At 38.6% G+C, this 15,851-nt stretch carries 12 protein-coding genes; 1 reads left to right on the top strand and 11 read right to left on the bottom strand.

What is annotated here, in order from left to right:
• Window positions 1–702: 702 nt before the first annotated feature.
• Both clpB and A2U94_RS07770 read right to left on the bottom strand, forming a co-directional pair.
• Window positions 703–3,303 carry an ATP-dependent chaperone ClpB gene (gene clpB, locus A2U94_RS07775; RefSeq protein WP_025908174.1) on the bottom strand — a complete coding sequence of 867 codons (2,601 nt, stop codon included), beginning with the start codon at window positions 3,301–3,303 and terminating at the stop codon, window positions 703–705.
• A gap of 103 nt (window positions 3,304–3,406) precedes the next feature.
• The gene (locus A2U94_RS07770) at window positions 3,407–3,586 is read right to left on the bottom strand and encodes a YjzC family protein (protein ID WP_025908175.1); all 180 of its coding nucleotides are present in this window, start codon (window positions 3,584–3,586) and stop codon (window positions 3,407–3,409) included.
• A 224-nt stretch (window positions 3,587–3,810) separates the two neighbouring features.
• On the opposite strand from A2U94_RS07770, the gene A2U94_RS07765 reads away from it, so the two are divergent.
• Entirely contained in the window at window positions 3,811–4,623 is an 813-nt protein-coding gene (locus A2U94_RS07765) for an undecaprenyl-diphosphate phosphatase (protein ID WP_025908176.1), read from the top strand.
• Between the two features lie 37 nt (window positions 4,624–4,660).
• Here the strand turns inward: A2U94_RS07765 and A2U94_RS07760 are convergent, their stop codons facing one another.
• The 9 genes from A2U94_RS07760 to A2U94_RS07720 all read right to left on the bottom strand — a co-directional run bounded on the left by A2U94_RS07760 (window position 4,661) and on the right by A2U94_RS07720 (window position 15,650).
• Window positions 4,661–5,305 (bottom strand): SDR family oxidoreductase, encoded by a 645-nt coding sequence (locus A2U94_RS07760; RefSeq protein ID WP_025908177.1) that lies wholly within the window; start codon window positions 5,303–5,305, stop codon window positions 4,661–4,663.
• A gap of 356 nt (window positions 5,306–5,661) precedes the next feature.
• Entirely contained in the window at window positions 5,662–6,612 is a 951-nt protein-coding gene (argF, locus tag A2U94_RS07755; protein ID WP_025908178.1) for an ornithine carbamoyltransferase, read from the bottom strand.
• The gene (carB, locus tag A2U94_RS07750) at window positions 6,609–9,725 is read right to left on the bottom strand and encodes a carbamoyl-phosphate synthase (glutamine-hydrolyzing) large subunit (RefSeq protein ID WP_025908179.1); all 3,117 of its coding nucleotides are present in this window, start codon (window positions 9,723–9,725) and stop codon (window positions 6,609–6,611) included. The genes argF and carB overlap by 4 nt, the downstream gene beginning before the upstream one ends.
• A complete protein-coding gene (locus tag A2U94_RS07745; RefSeq protein WP_025908180.1) occupies window positions 9,718–10,812 on the bottom strand; it encodes a carbamoyl phosphate synthase small subunit in 1,095 nt (364 codons plus the stop codon). Before A2U94_RS07745 ends, carB begins: the two co-directional genes overlap by 8 nt.
• 69 nt (window positions 10,813–10,881) lie before the next feature.
• A complete protein-coding gene (gene argD, locus A2U94_RS07740; RefSeq protein WP_025908181.1) occupies window positions 10,882–12,036 on the bottom strand; it encodes an acetylornithine transaminase in 1,155 nt (384 codons plus the stop codon).
• A complete protein-coding gene (gene argB, locus A2U94_RS07735; RefSeq protein ID WP_025908182.1) occupies window positions 12,002–12,826 on the bottom strand; it encodes an acetylglutamate kinase in 825 nt (274 codons plus the stop codon). The genes argD and argB overlap by 35 nt, the downstream gene beginning before the upstream one ends.
• 12 nt (window positions 12,827–12,838) lie before the next feature.
• Entirely contained in the window at window positions 12,839–14,071 is a 1,233-nt protein-coding gene (gene argJ, locus A2U94_RS07730; protein WP_373688705.1) for a bifunctional ornithine acetyltransferase/N-acetylglutamate synthase, read from the bottom strand.
• A 26-nt stretch (window positions 14,072–14,097) separates the two neighbouring features.
• On the bottom strand, window positions 14,098–15,141 hold the full coding sequence (gene argC, locus A2U94_RS07725) for an N-acetyl-gamma-glutamyl-phosphate reductase (protein WP_025908184.1): 1,044 nt from the start codon (window positions 15,139–15,141) through the stop codon (window positions 14,098–14,100).
• Window positions 15,142–15,341: 200 nt separating this feature from the next.
• A complete protein-coding gene (locus tag A2U94_RS07720) occupies window positions 15,342–15,650 on the bottom strand; it encodes a metal-sulfur cluster assembly factor (protein ID WP_025908185.1) in 309 nt (102 codons plus the stop codon).
• Between the last annotated feature and the right edge of the window lie 201 nt (window positions 15,651–15,851).

The raw sequence follows: 15,851 nt of genomic DNA, 5'->3' as shown, positions 1-15,851 counted from the left end.
AGACAGTTCGATGATTTCTATACCTCTTTAATGAATCTATTTATACTGCTGCTTACTTTTTTTTATACGCTATTGATTCAACAAGCGCTAAACAAAGTAATGAAAGTAAGAGCTTGTCTTCTTTTCGTGCAAATTAACGACTTATTTTTTTTCATATTATATATGGTCGTAATTTTCAACGGAATTTTTTCATTTATAAACGAGCAGGTGTTACATAGCTATCGTTTATTTACGCTCGTATGTATGATTCCATTTTATTTCATTTTAGTCTGGCTTTCTCTTCACCTCTTTATAGAAATGAAAAAAAACGCGTTGTTGACTCTTTCGTTAGGTGCTCTGCTATTAGCTTGTTATCCCTTAATATCGCTTATTTCGTTAGCATCACCTTTCTCTAGTTTACTATTGCTTTCCTCCTTTATCTGTATAAGTTCTTTTGAAACCAAACAAGTATACGCATAATTATTTACTGTCCGTTGTTTCTTTTAGGATCCCAAATAGTGCTTTGCTAAGAAAGCGAATTCAATAATTTATACTCATTCTATAAGCGCTTACAATTATAGTCAATAGTAAAAATCCATTCTCACAAAGGTAGTTTTTTGCTCATTAAAAAGATCGATTCTATAGCTCCAATGCTTACGAGAATACACTTCGTTTTTTAAAAGCACAAAAAGACCATTTAGCAATCACTAAATGGTCTTTTATTTATTGTTCAATAATGAACTCTTCACCTCTATTATCAATAACTACATCGCTATGATTTGTGATATGGCCAGCAATTAATTCCCTAGCAATTTTAGTTTCAACATACTTTTGAATAAATCGTTTAAGCGGGCGCGCACCATAAACAGGATCAAACCCTGCTTTCGCAATGTAATTTTTTGCTTCTTCAGTTAGTGTCAGCGTAATATGTCTTTCTTGCAAACGGCTTTCAAGCTGCTTAAGAAGCTTTTCAATAATTGATTTTACTTCACTCACTGACAGTGGCTTAAATAAAATCGTGTCATCCACACGATTTAAAAACTCAGGTCGAAAATGCTGGCGAAGCTGCTGAAGTACTTGTTCTCGACTTGACTCCTCAATGTTTCCATCTTCTGTTAAACCTTCTAACAGTGTTTGTGAACCAATATTCGATGTCATAATAATAATCGTATTTTTAAAATCAACGGTCTTTCCTTTTGAATCTGTTATCCTTCCATCATCCAACATTTGAAGGAGCACGTTAAACACCTCTGGATGTGCTTTTTCAATTTCATCCAGCAAGACCACGGAGTATGGTTTTCTACGAACAGCTTCCGTTAACTGTCCTCCTTCTTCATAGCCAACATATCCTGGAGGAGCACCAATCAAGCGTGAAACTGCATGCTTTTCCATGTACTCAGACATATCAATACGAATAATATGATCTTCGCTGTCAAACAACGTTTCAGCTAACGTTTTAGCTAATTCTGTCTTTCCAACTCCAGTTGGGCCCAGAAAGATAAACGAACCGATTGGGCGATTTGGATCTTGAATGCCTGCTCGTGCTCGAATCACCGCATCAGTTACAAGCGACACTGCCTCATCCTGCCCAATTACGCGCGCTTTTAAAATAGATTCCATTTTTAACAGCTTTTCTCGCTCTCCTTCTACGAGCTTTGACACTGAAATGCCTGTCCATCGTCCCACAATTTCTGCAATTTCTTCTTCCGTAACTTCTTCACGCAGCAAACGAGACTCTTGTTTTTTTGCAGCTTCGGCCTCAAGCTGTTTTAATTCTTTCTCATAGGCTGGAATATGTCCATGACGAAGCTCTGCTGCTTTATTTAGGTCATAACGCCCTTCTGCTTCTTCTAGATCTCGCTTTGCTTTTTCTAGCTTTTCCCTGACGTCTTGGACAGCTTGAATGGACTGCTTCTCCTTCTCCCATTGAAGCTTCATCACGTCTGCTTTTTCAGTTAAGTTCGCTACTTCTTCCCGAATAGCGGTTAGACGCTGTGTACTAGCAAAGTCCGTTTCTTTACTTAATGCAGCCTCTTCAATCTGCAGCTGCATGACTCTTCTTGTTACCTCATCTAATTCTGCTGGCATAGAATCAATTTCTGTTCGAATGGTTGCACACGCTTCGTCAATCAGATCAATTGCTTTATCGGGCAAAAAACGGTCAGATATGTAGCGATCTGACATAACAGCAGCTGAAACAAGAGCCCGGTCATGGATGTTTACACCGTGATGAATTTCAAATCGTTCTTTTAACCCTCGAAGAATAGAAATCGTATCTTCTACCGTTGGCTCTTCAACTAACACTTGCTGAAAGCGGCGCTCTAACGCAGGGTCTTTTTCAATATATTGACGGTATTCATCCAGGGTTGTTGCTCCAATGCAGTGAAGTTCACCGCGAGCAAGCATTGGCTTGAGTAAATTTCCAGCATCCATGGCTCCATCTGTACGGCCAGCTCCTACAATGGTATGAAGCTCATCAATAAATAATAAAATTTGGCCATTGCTTTTTTTGACTTCTTGTAACACCGCTTTTAAACGCTCTTCAAATTCACCGCGAAACTTCGCTCCTGCTACTAAGGCTCCCATATCTAGAGCAAACACCATTTTATCCTTTAATCCTTCCGGCACATCTCTTCGCACAATACGCTGTGCAAGTCCTTCTACAATCGCCGTCTTCCCAACGCCTGGTTCTCCGATTAATACTGGATTATTCTTCGTTTTACGAGACAGGATTCGAATCACGCGACGAATTTCTTGATCTCGTCCAATAACAGGATCTACTTTGCCTTCTCGTACTTCTGCTACCAAATCACGACCATACTTGCTTAAAACTTCATATGTGCCTTCTGGTGTTTGGCTCGTAATGCGCTGGTTGCCACGAATTTTTTGCAGAACTTCCATTAGTTTTTGCTTCGTGATTCCGTACTGGCTAAACAACCTTCCCAAGCTAGTTGTAGAGGCCTCATTAGCAGCGGCTAAAAATAAATGCTCCACCGCCATGTACTCGTCTTTTAAACCGTCTGCCTCTTCTTGAGCTTTAACGAGCAGTTGCTGTAGAGCAGACGTAATATATATTTTGCCAGCTTCAACACCTGAACCTGTTACAGACGGCTTTTTCGCTAGCTCCGCTTCTACACTTTTTACAAACTTCTCTGTTTCAATATGTAAGTGCTCTAAAATACGAACTGCAATTCCATCTGGCTGATGAATCAATGAGTAAAGCAAGTGTAGACTATCAATTTCTTGATGACCTCGCTTGATGGCCTCAGATTGTGCGTTCATAACTCCTTCCTGAAGCTTTTGCGTCATTTTATTTACATCCATTGAAACCCCTCCGTTTTTGACTATTTTTGACCTTTATTTCATATTATAAAATGGTTTTCCCACGCAAGTAAAGCCATCTGCAGAAGATGGCTTTACTTGCGTATTATGGCTTTCTAATATATGTCCAATGACGATCATCATTAGACGTTTCTGGAAAGCGATCTCCTGCTTTTAACTTCACTTTTTTCGGATGATTCACGTTGCTTCCAGTTTCACCAATTTCTATATAAACACCGTTATTTGGCGCTTTTTGACCTGCTGTAAAATGACGATTTTGTCCCATTTCCCTTCCTCCTTCATTAATAAAATCCAGCTCTTCTCTTATACTATGCCCCCTGTTTTTCATTTCATAATCAGGATATGAACTAGGAAAACATTAGAAAAAGCGTTTACATTTAAAGGAATTCCCCTTTTCACTTCACAGTGGCGCAAAGTTTTTTTATACTGGGATATGTACCTTTAACAAGTATCTAAATTAACTATTAAAAATGTAGAAAGGATTTATGCATGGAACAATTTTATTTGCTTTTGAAATATTTATTTTTAGGCCTTTTCCAAGGGATTACAGAGCCAATTCCTGTCTCGTCTAGCGGACATATTGTACTAGCTCAACATTTATTCGGTTTAAATATTGAAGGCCTCAGTTTTGAAATTTTAGTCAATACAGCTTCTCTCATTGCGGTACTCATTATTTATCGTGAAGATATTATTCGACTTATTGTAAATGGCCTTAAGTTCTTAAAAACAAAAGATCCAAATTCGAAATCAGATTTTCAATTTATTATCTATTTAATTATCGGAACAATTCCAGCAGGCGTTATCGGTGTACTGTTTGGCGATGTAATTGAAGCCAATCTAAAATCATTAAAAGTGCTTGGTTTTGCTTTAATTGCTACAGGTATTGCCCTTTGGATTATTCGTAACCTTCGCGGGCGAAAAAATGACGCAGCGCTTTCTGTAAAAGACGCTATCATTATTGGATTAGCACAGGCCGTAGCGCTTATCCCTGGAATTAGTCGCTCAGGGGCAACAATTGTTGCTGCTATGCTACGCGGAACAAAGCAAGAAACAGCTCTTCGTTTCTCATTTTTACTTTACATTCCCGTGAGCTTAGGTGTAACAGTATTAGGAATTAGCGACATCTTAAAGGATCCAAACGTTTCTGAGCTATTACTACCCTATACAGTAGCTTTCTTTGCTTCATTAATCGCTTCTTACTTCTCATTAAAGTGGTTTATGGGCATTATGGCGCGAGGAAACTTAAAATACTTTGCCATTTACTGCTTTATTGTCGGTGCATTAGTGGTTATTTTCCTTTAAACAAAAAATGCGGATGGTTTTTTCCATCCGCATTTTTTTAATGAGCAAATTGAATTGCTTGTTCAATTTCTGTTTTACCGCTTAATATTTCAAACGTTTTGCCAACTGTTGTTTCTTCATCTAAGCTTGCTACAAGTACTTTGGCAACGTCTGCTCGAGGAATTGTTTCTGATTTGTCAGCAATGTCTGTGTTCACATCAATTTCTCCAGTGGCTTTATCATCTGATAAACTTCCTGGACGAACAATTGTATACGCTAGGTTTGATTGTTTTAAATACTCATCCGCAATTGCTTTGGCACGAAGATAGAGTTGAAGCCCATCTGGACCTTGCTCAGGCGCATCCGTCCCCATTGAACTTAACATAACAAAGCGCTTCACTCCTGCTTTCTTTGCTGCATCAATAACATTCTTCGCTCCATTTTGATCCACGGCAATTGTCTTATCATCTCCCGTATGACCACCAGATCCTGCGGTAAAGATAACAGCATCCATTCCTTTAACTGCTTCTGATACGTCTTTTTCTAAATCAGCTAATACCACATCTACATTTTGTTGTTCGAATGCTTGTTTTTGTTCTTCTTCACGAACCATTGCATATGGTTGGTGTTGACTAGAGCTAGCTAATAATTCAACTACTTGCTTACCTGTTGTTCCATTTGCTCCTACTACTAAAACTTTCATTATGTCCTCACCTTTCGTTCTGCTTAATATGTTTATCGTGTTCCCCGGGATTGTCCAAATTAAACATGATACGAAAGGAACATATATACAACAAGCTGTGACATAACGAAATGATTCCATCTCTAAGACGAACCATAACGTTTCTAAACGAGTTAGGTTGTAAAAACAAGTTCGTTCCACTGCGCTTAAGACATTCGCTTTCCGCGAGAGTCGAGTGTCTTAAGCTCCATTCCACTAGTTTTTAGTGGTTTTTCAAACTAACAAAAACTATCCGAGCTACCAAAAGTATTTAACTTTCAATAGCTCGGACAGTTCATTGGCTGAAATACTTATGTCCCAGTCTCTTTATGCCATCATTACGCTAATATTGCTTGCAGCAATGCTTTTTGTACGTGCATGCGATTTCCGGCTTGCTGGAATACAACGGAGTTCGGCCCGTCAATAATGCTTGCTGTTACTTCTTCTTCACGATGTGCAGGTAAGCAATGTAAAAACAGATAATCTGACTTAGCATGCTGAACAAGCTCATCGTTCACTTGATACGAAGCAAATACTTCTAAACGCTTTTTCGCTTCTTCTTCCTGCCCCATACTCGTCCATACATCTGCATAAATAGCATCAGCATTTTGAACAGCTTTAACAGGATTTTCTGTAATTGTAATGGTTGCTCCAGTTTCGCTGGCAACTTTTTTTGCATATTCCGTTACAAATTCCTTTGGTTCATAGCCAGAGGGACAACCAATTGAACAATCAACTCCCATTTTTGCACATGCAATCATTAGTGAATGAGCTACATTATTTCCGTCACCTACGTAAGCTACCTTTAAACCGCTGAACGTTTGTTTATGCTCATAAATTGTAAGCAAATCCGCTAGTGCTTGGCACGGATGATAATCATCCGTCAAGCCATTAATTACCGGGATAGAAGCGTATTCTGCCAGCTCTTCTATTTTAGAATGTTCAAACGTACGGATCATAATCGCATCGATAAACTGCGACAGCACTTGAGCCGTATCGCCAATTGTTTCACCGCGGCCAATTTGAAGGTCTTGACTGCTTAAAAACAACGCATTTCCACCCAGCTGAAGCATGCCTGCTTCAAACGATACACGCGTTCGTGTAGATGACTTTTCAAAAATCATTCCCAATGTTTTTCCTTCAAGCGTTTTAACGATTTCTCCATTTTCATGCTTTTCTTTTAAGGTAATAGCGCTTTCTAGTAAAAACATAATATCTTCTGGTGTTAAATCTTTTAACGTGAGCAAATCTTTACCTTTTAAGTTTGCGGATGCTGATACGGTACTCATGAGATTGTCACTTCCTTTTCGTTATGTTGAAACCATTCTTGTATTGACGATACACTATACTCACTTACATGATATGACTGTAAGAACAGTTCAAACGTTTCTAGTTCTGTTAGTACTAGCAGACCGTGCTTTAATGCAAGCATACGATTATCTTTCTTTGCAGAATCAAAACTTACAAATAGTAATGCTTCTTTACCTTTTGTCCACGCTTGTAAATCTTTCGTATCTGCCAGTTTCAAGCCAGCATGGGTAATCGCTGTTTTTAACTCTTCTGATACTTCTGCTGCATCAATATAGACTTCAACAGCTTCTTTTTTAGATGTTACGTATTGATGAAATGCTTTTTTAGATGCTTCTTCAATTGTAGAAGCAATCGCAATTCCTTCTCCCGTTGATTTCATTTCCGGCCCAACAAGCGGGTCTACTCCTGATAACTTACTTGTCGAAAAGACAGGAAACTTAACTGTTACGTATGATGGGTCTGGCAATAAACCCGTTTGTTCGCTCATTTCCGACAAAGATTTCCCGAGCAATACTTGCGTTGATAGCGAAATAAGCGGAACATCGCATACTTTACTTACAACAGGGACTGTACGACTTGCACGAGGGTTTACCTCTAAAACATATACTTCGTCGTTATAGATTACATATTGAATATTCATAATTCCTTTATAGTTAAGCTTTTGAACAATTTTTTGAGCATATAAAACCATTTGTTGTTTATGAGCGTTCGTTACACTTTGAGCTGGTAGAAGCGCATAGCTATCACCAGAGTGAACACCTGCTTTTTCAACATGCTCAACGATTGTTGGAATTAAAACGTCTTTTCCATCGCAAACGACATCCACTTCAGCTTCTTGCCCCGGATAGTAAGCATCGAGAAGCATTGGGAAATGTGATGGTTTAATGGATGATAAACAATCCATGAGCTCCTGTTCACTTTGAAGCGTAAGCATTCCTTTTCCTCCAATAACGTAAGAAGGACGAATTAATAACGGAAAGCCCATTTCTTTTGCCTTTTTCACAAGCTGTTGCTCGTTGTCTGCCATCTCACCAGGAATATGAGGAATATGACAATCGTCTAACAGCTGATAAAACTGTTCGCGGTCTTCCAGTGCATCAATCATGCTGTTAGTAATACCAAGCAAGTTCACTCCTGCTTCTTCAAGTCCTTTAACTAATGAAATAGCCGTTTGCCCGCCATACTGAACGATAACGTCATTTACGCTTTCTGCTTCTAAAACGTTTAAGACATCTTCAACCGTAACTGGTTCAAAATAGAGGCGATCTGCTACTTCAAAGTCTGTGCTAACCGTTTCTGGATTGTTGTTAATTAAAATTGTTTCATAACCGGCCTTTTCAAGCGCCCACACACCGTGTACAGAGCTGTAGTCAAATTCTACACCTTGCCCAATTCGAATCGGTCCAGACCCGATAATTGCCACTTTTTTGTTTGAAGACGTTTCGATTTCATTTTCCCCATAGTAGCTAGAATAGAAATATGCAGTAGATGATTCAAATTCTGCTGCGCACGTATCAACCATTTTGTAGCTTGGATAAATCTTCATATTTTTACGCTTCGAGCGTACTTGCAGCTCTGAAACATTCCAGATCGATGCTAAATATACATCAGTAAAGCCTTGTTCTTTTGCATTCTTTAGTGCTTCTTTTTCAATTGAATCCAAATTAACGTTCTTTAATTCTTGCTCTTGTTTAATTAAGTTACTGAAATGATTTAAATAGAAATAATCAATTTTCGTTTTTTCATGAATCTCTGTTGTTGTCACACTTCGACGTAGCAATTCTAAAATGATAAAGATTCGCTCGTCACTTTGATCTGCTAGCTTATCAAATAGAGCTTCTAAAGATAAATCCTGTAGTTCTTCTACTTCTAGTCCATTTAAATCAATTTCAAGAGACGATAATGCTTTTTGGAAGCTTCTTGTAAAGGTACGATCAATCGCCATTACTTCACCTGTTGCTTTCATCTGCGTTCCGAGCGTTCTTTCTGCATAGAAGAATTTATCAAATGGCCATCTAGGAAACTTAACAACCACATAGTCTAACGCTGGTTCAAAGCTAGCATACGTATCGCCCGTAACAGGGTTTAATAACTCATGAAGGTTATATCCAACGGATAGTTTCGCTGCAATCTTTGCAATTGGATATCCCGTCGCTTTTGATGCTAAAGCTGATGAACGACTGACGCGCGGATTTACCTCAATCAGATAATATTGCTTGCTAGTAGGGTCAAGCGCAAATTGAATATTACAACCACCAATAATACCAAGCGCTGAGATAATTTTAATCGATGATGAACGCAGCATCTGATACTCAACGTCTGTTAATGTTTGTGAAGGTGCGACTACAACAGAATCCCCTGTATGTACACCAACTGGATCAATATTTTCCATGTTACAAATTGTAATGCATGTTCCGTTGGCATCACGCATGACTTCATACTCTACTTCTTTAAATCCTGCGATGCTTTTTTCAACTAAACATTGGTGAATAGCACTTTCTCGAAGACCTGACGTAGCAAGCTTTTCAAGTTCTTCTAGTGAATGTGCAATCCCTCCACCAGTTCCACCCAGAGTATAGGCTGGTCGAACAATAACTGGAAAGCCGATTTCTTTCGCAAACGTTAACGCTTGCTCAACTTCTGTTACAACTTCACTTTCAGGAACCGGTTCATTTAGTTCTTGCATCAGAGCACGAAACTCTTCACGGCTTTCTCCTTGCTTAATAGATTCAATTGGTGTACCTAGCAGTTTCACACCGTATTTTTCTAAAATTTGATGTTCATGTAGCTCTAACGCTAAGTTCAGTCCCGTTTGTCCTCCTAGTGTTGCTAAAAGTCCATCTGGTTTTTCTTTTGCAATAACCTTTTCAACAGAATCCACTGTGAGTGGTTCAAAATAAATGCGATCAGCTATATGCGTATCCGTCATAATGGTAGCCGGGTTGTTGTTAATTAAAATGACTTCATAGCCTTCTTCTTTCAGTGAAAGACACGCTTGTGTGCCTGAGTAATCAAATTCCGCTGCTTGCCCAATGACAATTGGACCAGAGCCAATAACTAAAATGGTTTGTATTGTTTTATCTTTAGGCATATACTTTTTCGCTCCCAACTTGCTGTACTTGCTTCATAAATTCATCAAAGATATATGTGCTATCACTTGGTCCCGGATGCGCTTCTGGGTGATACTGTACTGATAACACCGGAAGTTGCTCATGTACAAGACCTTCAACTGACTGATCATTTACATTTTTAAATCGTACTTTAAGAGGCGTTTGTTCGATTGTCATTTCATCTACCACATAGCTATGGTTTTGTGACGTCATACATACTTTGTTCGTGAATAAATCAATAACAGGCTGATTTGCTCCACGATGACCGAACATTAATTTTTTGGTTTTTGCACCGAACGCTAGGCCAATTAACTGGTGACCAAAGCAAATTCCAAGCGTTGGATACTTACTGATAATTGCTTTGATTTCTGATAATTGATTCGCCACTTGCATCGGGTCTCCCGGTCCGTTTGATAGAACAATTCCATCTGGCTTTAAGTCTTTAATTTCGTCTAGTGAAGTCGAATAAGGAACCACCGTCACTTTGCAACCACGGTTTAACAATTCTTGTAAAATAGACTTCTTACAGCCAAAATCCATTAGTACAATATGTTGTTTATCTCCAGCGTGTGATACAACTTCTTTCGTTGATACTTGCTTAACTACGTATGGTTCAGAGTGCGTTACTACGTATGGTTCAGAGTGCGTTACTACGTTACCTTGAGCAGAAGCGGAAAAGGCTGCTTGCATTGTACCCTCTTTTCGAATTCGTTTAACGACCGCTCTCGTATCCACATGTGTGATAAGAGGAATATTCCACTTTTTCAAATATTGCTTAAAGCTATACATCGCTTCATAATGGAATCCTTCATCGGAACATTCGTATACGACAACGCCTGCTACGTGAGGTTTTTTACTTTCAAAGTCTTTTTCATTAATTCCGTAATTTCCAATCAATGGATAGGTGAAAACAATAATCTGGTCTTTATAAGAAGGATCCGTCACAACTTCTTGATAGCCTGTCATTCCTGTAAAAAAGACAATTTCTCCGCTTGCTTGGTGAGAGGCAGTATGTTCAATACTACCTTCAAATGAATCTCCGTTTGCTAAATGTAAATATCCATTCATTTTGCATCCCTCTTCGAATAATTATTTATTTTAAAGAATTTTTATACATAAATCCCAAAAAAATACCGGTTATATCGTTACCTTAAGCTCTTGAAATACTTGCTTCATAATATTTAGTGCTTCTGCCAATTCTTCATTACTTACTGTTAATGGCGGTAGTAAACGTATCACGTGAGGACCTGCACCTAACACTAAGAGCCCTTTTTCACGCATCTCAGTGATTAACTGTGCTTGATATTCACCGCATTCAATACCAATCATAAAACCTTTTCCACGAACTTCTTTAACAACCGAATAGCTTTCTAGCATTTCTGCTAACCGATTGTTGAAAGTGACTGACTTGGCATTGACTTCTTCTAAGAATTGCTTATTAAAAATAATTTGTAGCGTTGCTTTAGCCGATGCTAAGGCAATTGGATTCCCTCCAAATGTCGTACCATGGCTTCCTGGTCCAAATGACTCCGTTAAAAAGGCTTTCCCAATCATCGCACCAACAGGCATTCCGCTTCCTAACCCTTTTGCAGCTGTAATAATATCAGGAGATAAATTAAAATGCTGATAAGCAAATGGTTTACCTGTTCGACCGATTCCTGTTTGTACTTCATCGACAATAAACAGCGCACCGTATTCCTGACATAGCTTTTGAATAGTTGTTAAAAAGCTTTCTGTTCCTGGCACTACCCCGCCTTCACCTTGAACAACTTCTGTCATGATTGCAGCTACCGTATCATCCATTTCCGCCTCTAAGCTTTCTACGTCATTATATGGAAGATAAACAAACTCATTAACAAGCGGTCCAAATCCTTCATGAATTTTTGCTTGCCCAGTTGCCGTCATTGTTGCAAACGTACGACCATGGAATGATTTCGTAAACGTAATAATTTTATGCTTTTTGGTATGCTTTCTCGCTAGTTTAATAGCTGCTTCGTTAGCTTCTGCTCCGCTGTTACAAAAGAATACTGCGTCTCCGCTTGAATTAGCAACAAGCAAGCTAGCTACTTCTTCTTGAATGGATTGATGAAATAAATTAGACACGTGCCATACTTTATTTAACTGTTCTTCTACTGCTTTTTGAACTTCCGGATGACGATGTCCCACGTTACATACGGCAATGCCTGAAATAAAATCTAAATATGTTTGATTCTTTTCATCCGTTAAATGTGTTCCGTTTGCTTCTTTTACATGTATATCAAGACGTTGATACGTTGGAAATAACGAGCTCATCTTTGTCCTCTCCACCTTTAATAGTATGTTTAATTGCAGTTCCGACTAAGTTTCCATTTTGATCTAAAAAGCCGTTAATACCGCTGATAATATTGACTTCGTGTAGCGTTGGAGACAGCGCTTTGACTGCTGACATGACCTTCGGAATCATACCACCATAAATGGTTTTCTCTTCGATTAGGTAGTTCACTTCTTCTACCGTCAATTCTGGTAACAGCTGCTGGTCTTTTAAAACACCTTGCACATCCGTTACAAACATGAGCTTTTCTGCTCCGAGTGCCTTAGCAATCGAACCTGCTGCTACATCAGCATTGATGTTAAATATCTCACCTTGTCTATTTAAACCAATTGATGAAATAACTGGAATATAACTTTGATCTATTAGCTGCTTTAAAAGCTGCTCATTAACAGAAACCACTTCGCCGACATAACCTAACTTTTCAAAGTCGATAGCTTCGGCTTCTAAGAGCTGTGCATCACACCCTGATAAACCAACTGCTTGGAGGCCTTGAATTTGAATATCACGCACCAGCTGTTTGTTTACTTTTCCTGAGAGCACCATTGTCACTACTTCTAAGGCTTCTTTAGATGTTCGGCGCAAGCCATCGACAAACTCTGCTTCAATATTAAGCTTTGCTAGCATATTCGCAATATCTGGACCGCCACCATGTACCAATACAATATTATGTCCACTGTCAATCAGCTTTTTTAAATCCCGAAAAAATGAATTGGTTAGCTGATTAATGATGCTTCCTCCACATTTTATAACAATTGTTTTTACACCTGACATCGTCTTCTCTCCTTACGTTCGGTAACTTGCATTAATTTTCACGTAATCGTAGGTTAAGTCACACCCCCATGCTTTCCCTTTGGCTGTTCCTTCATTAAGAGATACATTCACAGCTACATGTTCCTGCTGTAAATAGTTTTTAGCCGCTTCTTCATCAAACGCTTGAGGCTGACTATTTTTCAGCATCACGATGTCACCTAACGCCACCGTTATATCATTTGGATTAATTTTGACTCCACTGTAGCCAACTGCGCAAATAATTCTTCCCCAGTTTGCATCCGCTCCGTACACCGCTGTTTTGACAAGACTTGAACCAACAATTTGTTTAGCAATTATATTGGCTTCTTCGTTGGTAGCAGCGCCTTCAACATTTACTTCAATAAGCTTTGTTGCGCCTTCTCCATCGCGAGCAATTTGCTTGGCAAGATCCTCACACACAAGTCGAAGTGCCTCATAAAATGCTTTCCAATCAGAGTGATTGACCGTTAGCGTTTCGTTTTCAGCCTTGCCATTTGCAAGTACTAACACCATATCGTTTGTTGATGTATCTCCATCAACCGTAATTTGGTTAAAACTTTTATTCGTAATAGAGCGAAGCGCATCTTGTAAAACGGCTGATTCGATATTGGCATCTGTCGTTACAAATCCAAGCATCGTTGCCATGTTAGGATGAATCATACCTGACCCTTTTGCTGCTCCACCAATCGTAACGGTTTTTCCATCTACGACCACTTCATAACAAGCAGTTTTCATCACCGTGTCAGTTGTTAAAATCGCTGTTTGAAAAGCTTCTGCTCCTTTCTGCGTGTTTACTGGTTGGAGTTGCTTAATTCCTGCATTAATCTTCTTCATGTTTAATAGTTCGCCAATTACTCCTGTAGAAGCGACGGCTACATAATGAGCCGGTACGTGAAACTGCTCAGCGCTTGTAGCACGCATTTCATATGCGTCTTCTAAACCTTGCTCACCTGTACAAGCATTCGCACAAGCGCTGTTCACAACAACGGCTTGTAATTTTTGTTCTTGACTGATGCTATCTTTTGTCACATATAAAGGTGCTGCTTGAAACGTATTCAGCGTATAAACTGCCGCACAATTAGCAGGCACTTCACTCATAATAACCCCAATATCTTTTTTCTCATATCGAAGTCCTGCGTGAACTCCCGCAGCGGAAAATCCTTTTGGACTAACAACTGTACCATTCTCTATCTTTTTAATATCTAGCAAACTCTTTTTTACTGTAATCACATTATTCCCTCCTACGCTGCTCATCATGGATAAACAGGTAATCCATTAATACCTAAATTCTCTTCAAAGCCCAGCATGATATTTGCATTATGTACGGCTTGCCCTGCTGCACCCTTCATCAAGTTATCAATGACTGAGACAATTGTGACCCTTTTTGTACGCTCATCGTAATCAAGGCCTATATCACAATAGTTTGATCCGCTCACTTCTTTTGTTGATGGAAATTCTCCCAGCTTCCTCACTCGAACAAAAGGCTTTGCTTCATACGCCTGCACATACAGTGCATGAAGTTCTTCTATCGACTTTTCTTCTTTTAATTGTGCGTACATCGTAGTCATGATTCCTCGCGTCATTGGAATGAGATGCGTATTAAACATTACGTTACCAATTTCAGAATCCCATCGTGATAATATGGATTCAATTTCTGGAATATGTTGATGCTTATTAACTTTATAGATTTTCATATTTTCATTAATTTCAGCATAATGTGCGAGTTGAGACAGCCCACGACCCGCTCCTGAAATACCGGACTTTGCATCAATAATAATAGAATTAGAAACCACTATCTTTTCTTGAGCAAGCGGTGCTAGCCCTAATAACGTTGCCGTTGGGTAACATCCTGGGTTTGAAATAAAGTCAGCGGATGATACCTCATCTGCAAACCATTCTGATAAGCCATAAATGGCCTTCTCTAAATCTTCCAAACTAGCAGAAGGCTTTTTATACCATTGCTCATATAACTCTTCATCTTTTAATCGAAAATCTCCTGAGAGATCAACTACTTTTAATCCTTCGTTAATTAGTGTGGGAACTAGTTTACTCGATACCCCTGAAGGAGTTGCTGTGAAAACCAGTTCAACTTCTTTTGCCATTTCTTTAGGATTAATTCCTTTTAATTTATATGCAAAATGGGATAAGTGTGGATAAACTTCAGATATTGGCAAATCATTTTGTGAAGATGAATAAACCGAATGAATATTAAAATGTGGATGACCGTCTAACAACCGAATTAGTTCGACGCCACCGTAACCTGTTGCTCCAACAATACCGACGTTAACCTGTGTCATAATACTACTCCTTTTTCTACGTAACTGTTTGAATTATTTCTCATTATAATACTGTATAAAAATAAAATCAAACGAATATTTAAAAAAAGTCTATCTTTTTTTGAAGTTTATTATTTTGTTTTAAATATACATACAAATTAATTTTTATTACATAATATTCAAAAAAAGTACTCCAACTTTTAAGCTGAAGTACTTTTTCTTCACTGAATGCCTAATGCGATTTTCGCATATCGTGACATTCTCTCCTTTTCCCATGGAGGGTTAAAGGTAATATTCACTTCGACATTTTCAACGCCGTCTACCTCGATTACATTTTTCTTTACGTCTTCTGTAATTGCTCCTGCTAACGGGCAACCAATTGATGTTAACGTCATCGTCACAACAACTGTTTGGTTCTCCTCCATAATTACGTCGTAAACAAGGCCTAAGTTTACAATATCAACGCCTAGTTCAGGGTCAACTACCTCTTCCAGTGATTCCATGATCTTTTCTTTTAATTGTTCATCCATGTCGCAATCTCCTTTCATATATGAGATTCTTTTTTGATTGTTTTACCGTAACAATCTCATTTCTATCTGTCAAACGTTGTGCTTTGTTCTTTCCACAAACTTATGTAAGATAGAAAATAAGCGAATGAATTACGCTCTTTTTTAATATATATAAATCCAACTAATTAAGTTCGATTACTTATTAAGATGTGTAAAGGAGAC

It is taken from the genome of Bacillus sp. VT 712, from assembly GCF_001614195.1.
Classification (GTDB): domain Bacteria; phylum Bacillota; class Bacilli; order Bacillales; family Bacillaceae_H; genus Priestia; species Priestia flexa.
Note: the sequence above shows the minus strand (reverse complement) of the source record. Positions and strands in the feature narration are given on the sequence as shown.